Origin of the sequence: Natribacillus halophilus (assembly GCF_900100185.1) — a bacterium.
GTDB classification, from domain to species: domain Bacteria; phylum Bacillota; class Bacilli; order Bacillales; family Marinococcaceae; genus Natribacillus; species Natribacillus halophilus.
In genome coordinates this window covers 119,621-135,156 of record NZ_FNEN01000006.1, presented here as the reverse complement: position 1 = coordinate 135,156, position 15,536 = coordinate 119,621, and the positions used below count along the sequence as shown (strand labels likewise).

Here is a 15,536-nt window from a genome sequence, read left to right as displayed (position 1 = left end):
ATGGCCAGATGAACACACCTCTCAATTTTAAAGGGAAATAGGTGATGAAAAAATGAAAGCCATTCAATTCTCGAATTATGGTGGTCCTGAAGTGTTGGAAACAGTGAATGTGGAACAACCGCAGCCGGAAAACAAGGAAGTATTGATAGAAGTTCACCGATCAATTATGCAGACACGATGAGACGCAAAGGTCAATACGTCGTTCATACGCCGGTTCCCTTTATTCCCGGCGCGGAGGTCGCGGGTGTCGTTAAAGAAACAGGAAGCGAAGTGACGAGTGTTGACCCGGGGCAACGTGTCGTCACAATGACAGGTTCTGGCGGCTACGCCGAGTATGTGAGCGTCGATGAACGCGCGGTGATTCCCATCGGTGACGAGCTGGATTTTTCCACCGCCGCTGCCTTACCCCTGCAAGGGCTAAGTGCTTATCACGTCCTGAAAACGATGGGTCAATTAGAAGGAGGAGAGACGGTACTCGTCCACGCCGCTGCCGGTGGCGTTGGCAGTATTTCCGTTCAGCTGGCGAAATTGCTTGGTGCCGGCAAAGTGATCGCGACAGCGAGTACCGAGGAAAAATTGGCAGATGCAAAGCGCTTGGGCGCAGACGTATGCATCAATTACACGCAAGAAGGATGGGAAAAAGAAGTCCTTCAAGCGACTGATGGCGAGGGCGTGGATATAGCGATGGAGATGGCCGGCGGTGATATTTTCGAGAAAACGCTGCGAATTCTCGGGCGCTTCGGGCGTCTGATTGTCTTCGGTTCCGCGAGCGGCGAGCCAAGCAAACTCGACGCACGCCGCCTTATGGAAAAAAATCAATCTGTCATCGGCTTCTTTTTACCGCAGGTCATGAGGAAGCCCCAGTTGATACAATCGAGTTTAGAAGAATTGTTTTCTCATTTGCGAAGCGGAGATCTGCAGTTGCAAATTGGCCATACTTTTACCCTTGAAGAGGCGGCACGCGTGCATGAATTAATGGAAGACAGAAAAACGAAAGGTAAAATTATTCTGGAGGTCAAATCTTAAAAAGAAACGCAGGTTCGTTTTTAAAGCCCCTCATTTTCTAATGGAAAATGAGGGGCTTTAAGTGGTTGGAGTACTTTTTCAGCCATACTATCTTCGATTCGCGTTCCAACGGATACGGTTGGCACACTTTTTCAATCATCCCACCCGTATTCATGTTCCAACGAACTTGGTTGGAGCACACTTAGCCCTTCTTGTACCTCACGGAGAGTGCCAAGCTGTTTTTGGGGTATAACTTGGCTCATCTTGTACCTCACGGAGAGTGCCAAGCTGCTTTAGGGGTATAACTTGGCTCATCTTGTACCTATCGCAGCAGATCGCCCCCGTTTGAGGGATTATTTTTCAATCATCCCACTTCGATTCACATTCCAATGCCCGCGCCTGGACTTCAACACGAGGTGGTCATTTGCATTTGACGATCCTTGTCAAAAAATGTAGGTTTGTGAGAAAGGGGGCTAATATGAATGAGTAAGCAAAATGAATCCAGGTCTATGTCCCGTTCCCATACCCTGCAATCCCACCTCGTAAGTCCTTCGGATACGAACCATCTGCAGACGATTTTCGGCGGCAATGTCCTCGCCTATATTGATGAAGCGGCGGCGATCACGGCCATGCGTCATTCCGGTGAAATTGCTGTGACGGCATCAGTTGACAGCGTTGATTTCCATTCAACTGTAAAATCGGGAGACCTTGTCAATGTGGAAGCGTGGATAGCGAAAACGGGTCGAACATCAATGGTCGTCTATGTTCATGTGAGCGTGGAGAACCCAGCGACCGGAGACACGAAAACAACAACCACTTCTTTTGTGACCATGGTCGCTATTAATCAGGACAGAACACCGGTAGAAGTACCCGCGGTATATGCGGAGACGGAAGAGGAAGAGGCAATCCTCGAACTGGGGCGTGGCCGTAAGCGTAATGAATGAGGGTAAAATGATGACAGAAGGTCATGATAATGGTAGTATATTCTTGGACTGTTGCCAGACAAGTCTTATGAACTAATTATGTATTGGAAGGTGGGCGGTCATGGAGTTATTGGGAAATATCGCCTGGGGAATCGTTGCCATTGTTGTTTTGCTGGGTTTGGCGCTTTTGCTTTCGGTGGACAGGAAAAATATTAATGTGCGAACCGTTTTAGGGGCGCTGGCACTTCAGCTGGTGATCGGGATGCTTTTCCTGGGCTGGGGAGTAGGAGAAGAAATCCTTGCGGTTCTCAGTCAATTTGTAACCGGAATATTAGGCGCTGCAGATGCAGGGATTGACTTTTTGTTCGGTGAAGACTTGATGGCGCTTAACGATGGTAACACATTTTTCATTCACGTTTTGTCTGTCATTATTTTCTTCGCTGCCTTAATGGGTGTACTCTTTTACATAGGGTTTATGCCCTGGTTGATTAAAATTCTGGGCGGCCTTATTTCAAGAGTCTTAGGGACGAGTAAAGTGGAATCCATTGCGGCAACAGCGAATATTTTCGTCGGGATTACGGAGTCTCCGCTTACGATTAAACCTTATTTGAATCAAATGACACGTTCGGAATTTTTTACGGTTATGACCGTTGGATTGGGAACCGTTGCCGGATCTGTCCTAGGCGGTCTCGTCGCGATGGGGGCACCGGTGGATTATTTGATTGTCGCGAGCTTCATGGCTGCGCCGGCAGGGTTGGTCATGGCTAAAATGGTCATCCCCGAATCGGATCGCAGTAAGACAACGGACGACGTTAAAATCGAAAGGGATAAGGACACAAGAAATGTGATTGATGCGGCGGCAAGAGGGACAACCGACGGGTTGCGGTTGGCCTTGAACGTTGGTGCCATGGTACTTGCCTTCGTATCGCTTGTGGAATTGTTTGATATAGGGTTGGGACTCATCAGTCAGGATTTGACCGTTGCGACCATATTTGGCTTTGTCTTTTCTCCTTTGGCATTTTTAATCGGGGTGCCTTGGGAGCAGGCAATGTTGGTCGGACAAATGATCGCGGAAAAAACGATTATCAACGAGTTCGTCGGTTTCGGCACGCTTATTGAAGCGATGGAAGCCGGTGCGATTACGGATCCGAGAACGATTGGGATTGCAACCTTTGCCTTAAGCGGATTTGCCAATATCGGAACGATCGCGATTATGATCGGCGGTCTGGGCGCGCTTGTGCCGGAACGTCGCCAGGAAATTGCCCAGTACGGACCGCGCGCCTTGATTGCGGCTATTCTCGGCAATTTGATGAACGGCGCGATCGCAGGTATGCTTATACTTTAAAAAATAAATCTGTAAACGATTCACACGTCCAAATGCGGGCGTGTGTTTTTTTTATGAAAAAAACAGTTGCAAAATGCACATAAAGTGTTATACTGTGTATATTGATATGAACAGATGAACAGTTAGGGAGTTGTTCATGATGATAAGGGATGTACTTCGTCTGGCGTGGTTTGAATGGAAGAATATGAGTGTTAAAGGAATCGGATCCGTGATCTTCATATTGGTTTGTTATTCTATTCTTTTTGCTTATGCTGCGCAGGAAGGAAATGACGTAGCTTTTTTCGGAATGGACATCGTATTTATCATAGGAGTTCTACTTTGGTTCGGGGGGTCGCAGTTCAACGGTGAGCCGTTTAATTTGAAGAAAATGAACGACGGTGTATTATCTTCACCTTTTTATCGTTACATGAAAAGAATGCCTGTTTCTGAAGTCGTATTGTTTCGCAGTCGATTGCTCGTGAAATCCATATATTTGGCAGTAGTCATGTTTGTCCTAGTCTCTCTAGTAGTCATTGTAGAGCTCTCACCATTTCCTTTTCTATTTGGGAATGATGCTTTCGTTAGCTTTGCGGCCTTTTGGATAGCCGTTGCGATGATTTCCGCGATGAACGCGATTAATGAAATAGGTTACAACAAGAAAGAGGATACGAGGATGGATCTGAAAGCAATCGCGTGGATCAGTGGATTTCTAATTTTTTACCTGGTGTTTTGGGTTTGGCTCGTTCCTTATAATGGTACATTTATACGTTTTACGATTGAATATGCTGCAGCCCAGCCAACAGCGATGTTGGCCATAGCCGGGGCTATTGTATTCGTAACGTTATGGACGGTTGATGTCGCAGGAAGACACAAGATAAAAAGGCAAGGAGTTTAAAAACATGAGGGAAATATTTCAGTTAGCGCTGTTTGAATGGAAAGAAATGGGCTTACGCGGTTTTTTAACTGGACTCCTCGCTTGCGTATTAATAGTCTTATTAATTAATGCCGTTGCAAATTTGGATCCTGAAATGAATTTAGGGAATGCCATTCCGGAATCTGTCTTTTTAATCATGGGGGTTCTGGTATTATTGGGCAATGTACATGTCAAGGAATTTAGGTTGTCAGAGTTATCGCCGTCAGTGTGGTCGAGTGCCTTTTACACATATGCAAGACGCCTCCCCGTTCCGGAGAAGCAATTATTATATAGCAGAATACTGGTGAAGGGTGTGCAAGCGCCTGTCATCATGATAGTCAGCATTTGTATTGTAACTGTCTTTGCAGACGTGTTTCCTTTTACATTTACAGATTCCGCCTTCTACAGCTTTCTCGTTTTCTGGGGTGCTATTGCTTTTTTCTCAATATACGTTGCACTTGAAGAGGTTGGCATTCGTTTTCAAAGAAGGTTTCATCTTTATGGCGTAGTGTATATTGTCGTTTTTATTTATTTTTTGCTCTATTTCATTGTTTGGGTTTGGCTCGTTCCAATTGATCTCACGTTCATGGCATTTTCGATTTTTTTAGCGGAGAAATATCCGGCATTGGCCGTGTTGACTGCCTACCTTATTGTTATGATTTCGCTCTTGACAATTGTGTCCTTGGGCAACAAACGCATCAATCGGAAGGGGGATATTAATGCCACTCCCGATTGAAGTTAATGAAGACCGGCAAGAGCCGATTTATTATCAAATCGAAGAGCAAGTGAAAGCGCTCATCGTGTCCGGTTATTTGCCGGCGGACACAGCCCTCCCGTCCATTCGCGCGCTTGCCTCTGAATTGGGTTGCAGCGTGATTACAACCCGGCGCGCGTATCAGAACCTGGAGCAGCAAGCCTATATCAAAACGTACCGCGGCAAGGGGACATTCGTCCAGGAAGTGGGGAAAAAGAAACGATCGATGTTAAAAGAGCAAGCGGTGCAAGACGTTCTCAGGCAAGCCGTGAAAACAGCGCGCCAACATGAGTATACGGATACAGAGATTCAGCGATTATTGACGATCGTTTTGAAAGAGGAGAGATAAATGATGCATACACTTACGTGTAAAAACATTGTCAGGAAAATGGGGGATGATTTCTCACTCGGCCCCATCAATCTGGAGATCCACGCCGGCACGATTACGGCAGTGATCGGAAATAACGGTGCCGGCAAAACGACTTTTTTCCAAGCGATGAGCGGGGATTATCCCGGCGAAGGAGAGACGAAAGTCCATGGGCACAATGTTCATAGCATTGCAGGAAAAGCTGCTCTCAGCTATGTTCCGCAAACGTTCCCGGAAGTGTTGCCGTTTCGTTTGCAAAAATTGCGTGATTTACACGCCAATCACGATGACACGTGGAGAGATGATCGTTTTCAAGCTTACGCGCGACAGTTTGATCTACCCCTCCGAAAAAGAATCAGCAAACTATCCGTCGGTATGCAACGCAAGGCGGTTCTTGCCCTGCAGCTCAGTCGCGATACATCGCTTCTGCTCCTCGACGAGCCGTTTGCGGGTCTTGATATGGAAGGGCAGACACAATTGGAAAAAATACTCATCAGCAAAATGGAAGATGATCCGGACGGCAGCATCGTGTTTGCGACGCATATTGCGGATGAAGTGCAACGCCTCGCCGACTATATTGTGATTATGAAAAATGGAAAAACACAAGAACCGATGGAAAAAGATATACTCGCACAACAATTTAAACGGATCTGGCTTGCAAAATCCGTCACCGGGGTTGAGGAGGCCCCCGGCATCCGAGAAGTAGAGGGAGTTCCGCCGCAGATTTTAACGAGTGATGCCGAAGCAACGGAAAAATGGCTGGCGGAACGAGACGTTCAAATTATGAAACGCGAACGGTTAAGTTTGCATGAAAGCCTGCCGTTGCTGCTTCGCGACGAGGAAACGAATGAGGTGTAAGTATGCTGGCGTTTATCGTAGAAGACGAGACTTTAGCTGATTGATTAAGATTATTATTAATGCAAAGGAGAATTCTATGACACTCATGATTAACGATGTACAAAAACAATTCGGCAAACACCATGCCGTGGACGGGGTATCACTCGAAGTCGAAAAAGGGCGTATGCTCGGCATGCTCGGCGCTAACGGCGCGGGAAAAACGACGACGTTTCGGATGATCCTGGGTCTTTTAGACCCCACACAAGGTTCTGTCCTTTGGGAAGGGCGGCCGCTTTCCTATAAACGCACACATTTGGTAGGCTACCTCCCTGAAGAAAGAGGCTTATATCCGAAACTGACGGTGAAAGAACAGCTGATTTATTTGATGAGGCTCAAAGGGATGAAAAAGCCTGATATCGTAGAAGTCATGCGCCAGTGGCTGGAAAAATTCCAAGTCCCGGAATATGAAAATCAGAAAATCGAAGAACTATCGAAAGGGAACCAGCAAAAAATTCAATTTATCGCGGCCGTGCTGCACGACCCCGAGCTCTTAATTCTGGATGAACCGTTTAGTGGTCTTGATCCGGTGAACACGGATATGTTGCGTGAAGCGGTGCTGGAATTGCAGGAAAAAGGAACGACGATAGTCTTTTCCAGCCACCAGATGCGCAATGTGGAAGAACTCTGTGAAGACCTGATCATGTTAAAACGCGGCAAAGCAGTATTACAAGGGAACCTAAAAGAGATTAAACGCTCCTACGACATGAAAAATGTCAGCCTGCGCGCGGATTATAACCTGGATTTTTTGCATTCCGTTCAGGGGGTTCTGAACCTGGAAAAAACCAAGGATGGGGCGACGGTAAAAGTGGAAAACGAGCATGTGGCTGAAAATCTATTTTACACAATTGCCCAGGAAGGGTTTGTCCGCAAATTTGAGATAGAGGAGCCTTCATTGCACGATATATTTATAGATAAGGCAGGGGGAGATGAGGATGAATAACTTTTGGATTACCGTCGGGCATACGGTGAGCAGACGTTTAAAATCGAAAGCCTTTATGTGGTCAACGTTAGCGATGGTCCTTCTCATCATCGGGTTGATGAATGCAGGGCAATTTATATCGGTGTTTGCAGATGATGAAGAAGAGGACGCTGCGCAGCGTATCGCGGTCGTCGATGAGACGGCGGATGATGCCATCGGTGAAAGCCTTGTAGACTACGAAGAAGGGTCCTTTGAGTATGTAAACTATACCGAGGGCGATGAAGAAGACGCGATTGCAGCAGCTGAAAACGGGGAATACGAATACGTCCTCGCGTTGAGTGGTGACGCGGTGGATCTCAACGTTGATTTTTATGGCGACGACAATGATTTTATGGTCGGTCAGGAAGTCAATCAGGATGTGCAAAATGTAAAAGAAGCCGTCGTCACGAGTGAACTCGATTTGGATGAAGACGAACTCGAAATGATTCATGCGCCGATTTCTTTTAATGAAGAGCCTCTTTCCCCGGGAGGAGAAGTGCAGACCGAGGAATCACAGATGCAAGCCTATTGGATGGTTTATGTACTGGTCATTGCCATTTATATGATCGTTATCACCTTTGGGACGATGATCGCCACTGAGGTAGCCACCGAGAAATCCTCACGTGTCATGGAATTGATCGTTTCCAGTGTGAATCCCATTACGCAAATGTTAGGGAAGCTCGTGGGGATCGGCGTCGTCGGTCTCGTTAGTTTAGCTGCTCTTGCGGCTGCAGCTGGCATCGGGCTTACGATGACCGATGATGAGCTGTTGCAAATGATCGTAGGGGAAGTCCCTGACGTGTCTCTTTTGTTATACGCCTTGTTGTTTGTCGTTCTCGGGTATTTTTTATACGGAGGTTTGGCCGCGATGCTGGGGGCACTCGTCAGCCGCGCGGAGGAAGTCAATCAAGCGCTGCAACCATTGATTATCGTAGCCATGATCGCGTTTTTCATCGCTATTTTTGGGCTGAATCAACCAGATACGACGTTCATTCAAGTGATGTCCTATATTCCGTTTTTCGCGCCGCAGCTTCTGTTCCTGCGCATCGGCATGGGAACGGTACCGATGTGGGAAGTGGCAGTGATTATCGGTATTCTGTCACTCAGTGCCATTCTGTTTAATATTCTCGCTGCCCGTATCTATAAGGGCGGGGTGCTCATGTATGGCAAATTCTCATTTAAAAACGGCATCAAGCAAGCCGTGACGATGTCGAAAAAAGAAAAGAATCAGCAGGGCTGACAAAGGAAGCCGTCTGATGAGATGATGGGAACGAGGACATCGGATAAAAAGCAGGTAAAGATTAGTGATATGGTCGATAGGATAAATCCTCGACTACAAGACGGGAAGTAATCCCTCAAAGGGAGGTCGAGCATCTCCGAGAGGAACAAACAACATTATGCGATCCCTCAAAAAGGGCGAATGCCGCTTCAAAGGGACTACAAGACGTTAGAGTTTAATAGAAATCTCGAAAAGAGCTCTCTGCGGAGCTCTTTTTTATGATATACTTTTAAAAAATGAAAGGAAGTGGGGCAATGAAAACAGTTAAAGAACGTGAGCCGTCGCTTGAATTAAAAGTTTTGCGATTATTGAATCCGCGAATGAATCTTCCGGACGACCAGTATTATATGAATCTTGAAAAAGGTTATGCCGGTGAGTTGAAACTGGATGTTTGGCTGGAAGGTCTTAGGAATGATTGCCTAGTCGTTAATGACTTGTTGCTTAAGCATAAGGGAAAGATTTTTCAAATTGATTCGTTGGTTATTTTTCAGAGAATGATCCATCTCTTTGACTCCAAATATCATAAAGGCGACTTTTACCTTGATGATAATAAATGGAAAACGATAGTCGCTGATGAAATTACCAGCCCTTTGCCCCAGCTGGAACGTTGCGAATCCCTCTTGAGCCAATTGCTTCGCCAACGTCTAAACATGAACCTTCCGATTGAAGCCTACCTTGTTTTCACCCACCCTGAATTTACGCTGTATCACGCCTCCCCGGAATTACCGGCGATTTTCCCCACCCAATTTAATTCATTTATGAAAAAAATGAACAACTTAGGTTCAAAGCTTGATAGAAGTCATGAAAAGCTTGCGGAGCAGTTAGTTGCATTGCATTTACACGAATCACCAAATACCCAGTGGCCGGAGTATGATTTTGGGCAATTGAAAAAGGGAGTGGTTTGCAGCGAATGTTCATCCTTTATGATAGAAAAGGGACGAATTTGGATATGTGCTGCGTGTGGCCAAAAAGAAAATTCCCAATCAGCAATCCTCCGAAGTATAAGGGAATTCAAGATTCTTTTTCCAAGGGAAAGAATTACCACACCTACAATCATTGAATGGTGTAAGGTGGAGGGTGATCGGAAAAAAGTTTATAGAACGCTTACTAAACACTTTAAAAAAGTTGGAAGTAAATCAGCGTCCTATTATATTGATTAACTGCCCGACCTCCGAAATCCCCTGTGAGGGAAAGCGGGAACAAGCTCAGCGAAGTAATCCCTCGACCGGAGGTCGAGCTGCTTCGAGAGGAACAAGAAGCAAGAAGTAATCCCTCAGAGTGATGTTTAGCTGCTCCTAGAGGAACAAAGCCCCGCGCAGTAGTTCCTCGGCCGGAGGTTAAGCTGCTTCGAGAGGAACAAGACGCAAGACGTAATCCCTCAGAGGGAAGTCAAGCTGCTCCTAGAGGAACAAGACCCGCGAAGTAGTTCCTCAGACAGAGGTTGAGCTGATCTGAGAGGAACAAGACCCACGCAGTAATCCCTCGACCGGAGGTCGGGCTGCTTCGAGAGGAACAAGACCCGCGCAGTAATCCCTCAGCCAGAGGTCAAGCTGCTCCGAGAGGAACAAGACCCGCGAAGTAATCCCTCAAACGGAGATCGCCCGCCCCCTTCCCCTGAAGATACCTCCAACGAGTTTCGGTGCGCAACAGCGTAACTTATGCTTACTACTTTCAACGTACCCACTCGTGCAGTACAATAATAGGAGACACATCATAAGCAGCACTACAAGGAGGCACTTCCATGAACTTCGACGAGATTATAGATCGCAGAAATACCAACTCCATGAAATGGGATAAGTTGGAGGCTCTTTACAAGGACGCCGATCTTTGGCCGATGTGGGTGGCGGATATGGACTTTAAGGCCCCGGAGCCCGTTCTTAAGGCGCTGGATGAAGTGACCCAACATGGCGTGTTCGGCTATCACCATCCCCCTGATTCCTTGCGCACTGCCATACAAGAGTGGACACATCGGCGTTTTCAATGGGACATACAACCGGAAGACATGACCTTCACGCCCGGTGTCGTACCGGCTATTCATCATTTAATCAATGCTTTTACCGATGAAGACGACGGCATTATTATTCAGACGCCGGTGTATCATCCTTTTTTTGCATTGCTGCGAAGCAATCGCCGTACCCTTCTTGAGAACCGGCTGCTTGAAGGAGAAAATGGCAAATACGAAATCGACTTTGAAGACCTGGAAGCCCAGATGAAAAAAGGGGCAAAAATGATCATCCTCTGCAATCCGCATAATCCCGTCGGGCGCGTTTGGTCAGAAACGGAACTGACAAAAATCGCGGAGCTTTGCGAGCGCTATGAAGTCATCGTCGTTTCCGATGAAATTCACGCCGATGTCGTTTTGGAAGGTAAACATACTCCTTTTGCATCGCTTGAGGCTGCACGTGATGTGCAAGTTGTCACGGGCATGGCTCCGAGCAAGACGTTCAACCTTGCAGCTTTGCAACTGTCGTATGTCATTTTTAACGACAAGGAAATGCAGAAATCCTTCGAGCGACAATTGCAGCAAAATTTCACCGGCATCGGCAATCCATATTCCTCAGCTGCCGCGGAAGCGGCATACCGCCACGGCGAACCATGGCTTGAAGCCCTTATCTCGTATGTTCAGGGAAACGTTGATTATGTCAAAGAGCGTTTAGAAAGGGAAATGCCGAAGATTCATTTTACCGAGCCGGAAGCGACGTATTTACTCTGGCTGGATTTCCGGGAGCTTGAAATGTCCCAGGAAGCATTGCAGCAATGGCTGAGACAAGAGGGAAGAATCGCGTTAAATGACGGTCACACCTTCGGAAAAGCCGGCAGCGGTTTCGCGCGTATGAACGTTGCGTGTCCCCGTGAGCATGTTATTGAGGGCATGAATCGATTGAAAACCGCATATGATAAACTCTAGCTCCAAGTCTGCCATTTTTAACTTTTCCCACTAAAATTCCATATTTTTTTATAAAAAAAAGAGGAATTCAAGCATTTGTATAGAAGTGTGTTCATAGCATAATAAGAGATAGACAAACACGCATCCGACGAGGGAAATCTCCACAGTGTAAAGGAGAATCGTCTAATGATGGCAGAAGAGTGTAGCCAAACATTGGTTAAAGAGTTTGAAGAGGCTTTACATCGTCCGCTTACTGAAGAGGAGACCGATTTTCTCGCCTGGGTAGGAGGGGAACACGAGCGTTCCGCAGTAAGATATGACGCGTGCTCGGAGACCATGACATCTTGATATCAGGAAAATTAATGGAGGCGCGCTATGAAAACTTTTCGCCTACAGGGGTTACACTTGCTGTTAAAAGAAGAGGAAGAACTGCAACAGGAACAGGTTAAACTGCAGGAAGGACTCGTCATCAATCGCGAGGAAGGCGGATGGTGGTTGCTTGAAGCTGTCATAGACGAGCCTTCGATCCCAACGTTTCAACGCTTATCAGAAAAGAAGAGCGAGGTCGTGATGGATGTTCTGATTTCTCACAAGCAGAATGATCCGGCCACGATGGTTGGACGCGTGCGTTCGATTCGTGAACTGAATGAACGTTATGCGATATTGATTGACAGTAAAATGGCACTTAAAAAGGAAGATATCTTCAATTATATTATGGAGTCCTTGATTCAGGACGGCTATACAGGTGACGAATTACTCACAGAGTTTAAAAACCGTAAACAGGATCGGGCAAGCTGGTCTGCCCAGTTGGCCCGATCATTATATAAGCAGTATGAAGAGCAAGGTCAATCGCCGCTTGATGATGCAAAATGATTGCCTGGCGTTGTGAAAGCAGAGGCTAAAAAAATGACACACACATTCGTCGATTATTATGGAAATGAGGTAGGCCTCTCTTTTTGTCGTGAGCCTTACTCGAACCATCCGTGGCACGTCCTGGTGATTTGCAGATATGATCAGCGCTGGTTACTGACGAAACACCCCCGGCGTGGCCTGGAATGCCCCGGAGGGAAAGTTGAGAAAGGTGAATTGCCGGAAGCGGCCGCGATTCGGGAAGTGTGGGAAGAAACGGGCGCTCGGATAAATGCGCTTCATTACCTGGGGCAATATGAAGTGCGCGGGAGACACGACACCGTGGTCAAAAATGTATATTTTGCCGAAGTGGCTTACTTACAATCCAAAAAAGGGTACATGGAAACAAAAGGCCCCTACCTTCTGAAAGACATACCGGGAAGATTAGATAAGAATGAGAAATATAGCTTTATTATGAAGGATAAAGTCTGGTTGTTAGCAAAAGAATACGTAGAAAACCACTACCTATAAAGAAAACTTGGCTTATCGCCAAGCATGGCGAAAGCCTTAGTTACACTTATGCAAGATAAGAAAGTTTTATACTTTCTTATCTGCTAACAAAAAAATCATCCATAACGGATGATTTTAATGACGGTTTCTCATGAGAAATTTTTCCAGAATCGCCACCGCCTGATACATGATAGTTGCAAGTATGGCAACGAGTACGAGGCTGAGCATTACCATGTCAAAATTGAAGACCTGGAAACCGTAGATGATCAAATAACCGAGTCCTTCATTGGAGACGAGGTACTCACCGACGATGACCCCGACCCATGCGAGTCCGACGTTAACTTTCAGGGCAGATACCATCGCTGGGTACGACGCGGGTATAATGACATGGCGGAATCGTTGCCATTTGGAAGCGCCAAACGTATCGACGACTTTAATGAGGTTCTCATCTGTTTCCCTAAAGGCACCGTAAATGACAAGCGTGGTCACGATAATGGAAATCAGAACGGCCATCGCAACGACAGATGTCATATTCGCCCCGAAGATAACGATAAGCATCGGCCCGAGGGCCACTTTTGGGGTCGCGTTTAAAACAACGATGTAAGGATCAAGGACACGAGACAGGAATGGAGACCACCAAAGAAACGCCGCGATCGCTATACCGCCCAGAGTTCCAATCAAAAAGCCGAATATCGTTTCCACCAGGGTCACCCCGATGTGTACATATAGACTGCTATCGGCGATCATGGATACAAGCAGGTTCCACACACTGGACGGAGAACTGAAGATCAAAGGGTCAATCCAGTTTAAACGGCTGGCGATTTCCCATAGAGAAATAAACGCGGCCAATATCGCCACTTGTGTCATGAAAACGTATATTTTTTCATGTTTTTTCCGTACGCGGAATTGTTCGTGTTGTTCATGCAATTTCGGATTCAAGATTTTCCAACTCCTTCCAGATCAACTGGAACCAATCCTGGAACGTTGGCTGTTGACGAGCGGCAAGCGGCGATTTTGCCTTTAGCTCTTCCGGCATGATAAAGGTCCTCTTAATTTCTGCCGGGCGATTCGAAAGGAGTACAATACGATCGGACATGGCGATAGCCTCGCTAATGTCATGGGTGACGAGCAAAGCGGTTTTTCGTTTTTCTTTCAACGTTTCATGAATCAAGTCTTCCAGCCTTAGCTTCGTTTGAAAATCCAGAGCCGAGAACGGTTCATCCAGCAATAGCAACGAAGGCTTGGCTGCGAGTGTACGCACGAGAGCAACGCGTTGTTTCATCCCTCCGGAAAGTTCGGAGGGCATATCTTTTTCCCGGTCGGCGAGGCCCATCTGATCGAGTAATTCCCGCGTATAGGCCTGGTTTTGCCTGGTTTTCGTTTTCGTAATCTCCAGGGCGATATCGATATTTTCGCCAATGGTTAACCACGGGAAAAGATAATCCTGCTGCAGCATATAGCCGATATCGGTACTCGTCGTTGTGATCGGGGCATCCTGGAGCAGAATCTCACCTGCCGAATGTTTGATAAGGCCGGCGATCATCGACAGAATGGTCGTTTTTCCGCATCCGCTCGGGCCGATAATGGAGACGAACTCGCCGCTGTCGATATCGAGGCTGATATTTCGGATCGCTTCAATGACATTTTCCTGTGAAAAAAAATGTTTTTCTACTTCTCTTAATGTCAAAAGCGCCATGATGCATTTCTCCCCCTCCTTATACAAAAGTGGGGGTAGAGTGACCCCCACCTCTCACTTTTATTCCTCCAGAGCCTGATCTGTGATTTCTGTATCAACGAGCTCTTCATAATCAATGCGCTCCGGCAATTCCCCGGATTCTTCCATGACATCCTGAAGATGATACCAGCCGTCTTCGTTGATATAAGGGTCTTCGGCAAAGGAGCCTTGCGAATGGTAGCGGTCGACAACCGTAGCGATTAATTCTTCGGATGTTTCATCAAAATAAGGGGCAATGGACTCAGCAACGGCTTCGGCTGATTCATTTTCAACGAACTGTTGAGCCTGATAAATGGCACGGTTAAAACGAACGAGAGCTTCTTCATCCTCTTCGATCATACTTTCCTTTGTAATAAAAGTGGTGTATGGAAGCGTTCCGGATTCTTCCCCGAACGAGGCAACAATGTGACCAATGCCTTCTTCTTCAAATTCGGTGGCATTTGGTTCGAATAATTGCACGAAGTCCCCGCTTCCGGACGCAAATGCACTCGCGATATTTTCAAAATCGACACTTTGGTCCAGTTCTACGTCTTCATGCGGGTCAATCCCGTTTTGGCGAAGGGCATATTCGCCGGCCATTTGCGGCATGCCGCCGGCACGTTGCCCAAGGTAAGATTCACCCTCCAGATCTTCCCATGAGAAATCAGGCATCGGTTCACGGGAAACGAGGAAGGTGCCATCCGTTTCTGTTAATGCGCCAAAATTGACGACCGAGTCACTCGGGTTTTGTGCGTGTACGTATATGGATGTTTCCGAACCTACGAGCGCAACGTCAGCACTGTCGGAAAGGAGTGCCGTCATTGTCGTATCGCCACCCCAGGTCGTCGTCAGATCAATATCCAGATTTTCATCAGCGAAGAAACCTTCCTCTATGGCGACATATAATGGCGCATAGAAAATGGAGCGCGTCACTTCCGCAACTTCAATGGTCGCTTCTTCGCCACCATCCCCGTTGGCACAGGCACTTAAAATTAAAGGAATAGCAAGAACCGGGGCTAAGCCTCGGCGAATCCACTTATTCATGATTATCGTCTCCTCCTTGCATCGATACCGCATTATATGTGTAGTGTGGGCGTTCGGTGATGCCCAGAGAGGAGTTTTGAGTTTTAAAAAAATAGAACCTAAAGAAAACTTG

General features: G+C 46.8%; 16 protein-coding genes and 1 pseudogene. 14 read left to right on the top strand and 3 right to left on the bottom strand.

The genetic code is table 11. From position 1 onward, the window contains the following. Positions 1-52 precede the first annotated feature (52 nt). From BLS58_RS09020 to ytkD, 14 genes and pseudogenes are all read left to right on the top strand, one after another. A pseudogene (locus BLS58_RS09020) lies at positions 53-1,026 on the top strand (quinone oxidoreductase family protein). A gap of 461 nt (positions 1,027-1,487) precedes the next feature. After that, positions 1,488-1,949, top strand: a complete 462-nt coding sequence (locus BLS58_RS09015; RefSeq protein ID WP_090398138.1) for an acyl-CoA thioesterase — start codon at positions 1,488-1,490, stop codon at positions 1,947-1,949. 100 nt (positions 1,950-2,049) lie between these two features. Beyond that, entirely contained in the window at positions 2,050-3,273 is a 1,224-nt protein-coding gene (locus BLS58_RS09010) for a NupC/NupG family nucleoside CNT transporter (RefSeq protein WP_090398136.1), read from the top strand. Positions 3,274-3,412: 139 nt separating this feature from the next. Continuing rightward, entirely contained in the window at positions 3,413-4,147 is a 735-nt protein-coding gene (locus BLS58_RS09005; RefSeq protein WP_090398134.1) for a hypothetical protein, read from the top strand. Positions 4,148-4,151: 4 nt separating this feature from the next. Further along, a complete protein-coding gene (locus BLS58_RS09000; RefSeq protein WP_090398132.1) occupies positions 4,152-4,901 on the top strand; it encodes a hypothetical protein in 750 nt (249 codons plus the stop codon). Then, positions 4,885-5,268: a GntR family transcriptional regulator gene (locus tag BLS58_RS08995; RefSeq protein ID WP_090398130.1), complete on the top strand. Its 384-nt coding sequence runs from the start codon at positions 4,885-4,887 to the stop codon at positions 5,266-5,268. The genes BLS58_RS09000 and BLS58_RS08995 overlap by 17 nt, the downstream gene beginning before the upstream one ends. Beyond that, on the top strand, positions 5,269-6,144 hold the full coding sequence (locus tag BLS58_RS08990; protein ID WP_090398128.1) for an ATP-binding cassette domain-containing protein: 876 nt from the start codon (positions 5,269-5,271) through the stop codon (positions 6,142-6,144). Positions 6,145-6,220: 76 nt separating this feature from the next. Then, complete coding sequence (locus tag BLS58_RS08985) at positions 6,221-7,123, top strand: ABC transporter ATP-binding protein (protein WP_090398126.1); 903 nt, start codon at positions 6,221-6,223, stop codon at positions 7,121-7,123. After that, entirely contained in the window at positions 7,116-8,381 is a 1,266-nt protein-coding gene (locus BLS58_RS08980) for an ABC transporter permease (RefSeq protein WP_090398124.1), read from the top strand. Before BLS58_RS08985 ends, BLS58_RS08980 begins: the two co-directional genes overlap by 8 nt. Before the next feature lie 293 nt (positions 8,382-8,674). Further along, a complete protein-coding gene (locus tag BLS58_RS08975) occupies positions 8,675-9,580 on the top strand; it encodes a nuclease-related domain-containing protein (RefSeq protein WP_176764681.1) in 906 nt (301 codons plus the stop codon). 581 nt (positions 9,581-10,161) lie between these two features. Continuing rightward, the gene (locus tag BLS58_RS08970) at positions 10,162-11,328 is read left to right on the top strand and encodes a MalY/PatB family protein (protein ID WP_090398120.1); all 1,167 of its coding nucleotides are present in this window, start codon (positions 10,162-10,164) and stop codon (positions 11,326-11,328) included. Between the two features lie 165 nt (positions 11,329-11,493). Further along, complete coding sequence (locus BLS58_RS17530) at positions 11,494-11,655, top strand: hypothetical protein (RefSeq protein WP_176764680.1); 162 nt, start codon at positions 11,494-11,496, stop codon at positions 11,653-11,655. Between the two features lie 27 nt (positions 11,656-11,682). Next, positions 11,683-12,180, top strand: coding sequence for a YwpF family protein (locus tag BLS58_RS08965; RefSeq protein ID WP_090398118.1), 498 nt, complete (start codon positions 11,683-11,685; stop codon positions 12,178-12,180). A 33-nt stretch (positions 12,181-12,213) separates the two neighbouring features. Continuing rightward, entirely contained in the window at positions 12,214-12,687 is a 474-nt protein-coding gene (gene ytkD / locus BLS58_RS08960) for an RNA deprotection pyrophosphohydrolase (RefSeq protein ID WP_090398208.1), read from the top strand. 114 nt (positions 12,688-12,801) lie between these two features. Here ytkD and BLS58_RS08955 read toward each other — a convergent pair whose 3' ends face one another. The 3 genes from BLS58_RS08955 to BLS58_RS08945 are packed head-to-tail and all read right to left on the bottom strand — an operon-like array spanning position 12,802 to position 15,424. After that, positions 12,802-13,605: an ABC transporter permease gene (locus BLS58_RS08955; protein WP_425433686.1), complete on the bottom strand. Its 804-nt coding sequence runs from the start codon at positions 13,603-13,605 to the stop codon at positions 12,802-12,804. After that, positions 13,586-14,362, bottom strand: a complete 777-nt coding sequence (locus tag BLS58_RS08950) for an ABC transporter ATP-binding protein (protein WP_090398116.1) — start codon at positions 14,360-14,362, stop codon at positions 13,586-13,588. The genes BLS58_RS08955 and BLS58_RS08950 overlap by 20 nt, the downstream gene beginning before the upstream one ends. A 60-nt stretch (positions 14,363-14,422) precedes the next feature. Further along, positions 14,423-15,424, bottom strand: a complete 1,002-nt coding sequence (locus BLS58_RS08945) for an ABC transporter substrate-binding protein (RefSeq protein WP_245723113.1) — start codon at positions 15,422-15,424, stop codon at positions 14,423-14,425. Positions 15,425-15,536 lie beyond the last annotated feature (112 nt).

Bases quoted from the DNA above. Each gene is read 5' to 3' on its own strand.
- BLS58_RS09010 (WP_090398136.1), top strand. From the start codon at position 2,050: ATGGAGTTATTGGGAAATATCGCCTGGGGAATCGTTGCCATTGTTGTT.
- BLS58_RS09000 (WP_090398132.1), top strand. From the start codon at position 4,152: ATGAGGGAAATATTTCAGTTAGCGCTGTTTGAATGGAAAGAAATGGGC.
- BLS58_RS08945 (WP_245723113.1), bottom strand. From the start codon at position 15,424: ATGAATAAGTGGATTCGCCGAGGCTTAGCCCCGGTTCTTGCTATTCCT.
- BLS58_RS08975 (WP_176764681.1), top strand. From the start codon at position 8,675: ATGAAAACAGTTAAAGAACGTGAGCCGTCGCTTGAATTAAAAGTTTTG.
- BLS58_RS08970 (WP_090398120.1), top strand. From the start codon at position 10,162: ATGAACTTCGACGAGATTATAGATCGCAGAAATACCAACTCCATGAAA.
- BLS58_RS17530 (WP_176764680.1), top strand. From the start codon at position 11,494: ATGATGGCAGAAGAGTGTAGCCAAACATTGGTTAAAGAGTTTGAAGAG.
- BLS58_RS08995 (WP_090398130.1), top strand. From the start codon at position 4,885: ATGCCACTCCCGATTGAAGTTAATGAAGACCGGCAAGAGCCGATTTAT.
- ytkD (WP_090398208.1), top strand. From the start codon at position 12,214: ATGACACACACATTCGTCGATTATTATGGAAATGAGGTAGGCCTCTCT.
- BLS58_RS08990 (WP_090398128.1), top strand. From the start codon at position 5,269: ATGATGCATACACTTACGTGTAAAAACATTGTCAGGAAAATGGGGGAT.
- BLS58_RS08950 (WP_090398116.1), bottom strand. From the start codon at position 14,362: ATGGCGCTTTTGACATTAAGAGAAGTAGAAAAACATTTTTTTTCACAG.
- BLS58_RS08965 (WP_090398118.1), top strand. From the start codon at position 11,683: ATGAAAACTTTTCGCCTACAGGGGTTACACTTGCTGTTAAAAGAAGAG.
- BLS58_RS08980 (WP_090398124.1), top strand. From the start codon at position 7,116: ATGAATAACTTTTGGATTACCGTCGGGCATACGGTGAGCAGACGTTTA.
- BLS58_RS09005 (WP_090398134.1), top strand. From the start codon at position 3,413: ATGATAAGGGATGTACTTCGTCTGGCGTGGTTTGAATGGAAGAATATG.
- BLS58_RS09015 (WP_090398138.1), top strand. From the start codon at position 1,488: ATGAGTAAGCAAAATGAATCCAGGTCTATGTCCCGTTCCCATACCCTG.
- BLS58_RS08985 (WP_090398126.1), top strand. From the start codon at position 6,221: ATGACACTCATGATTAACGATGTACAAAAACAATTCGGCAAACACCAT.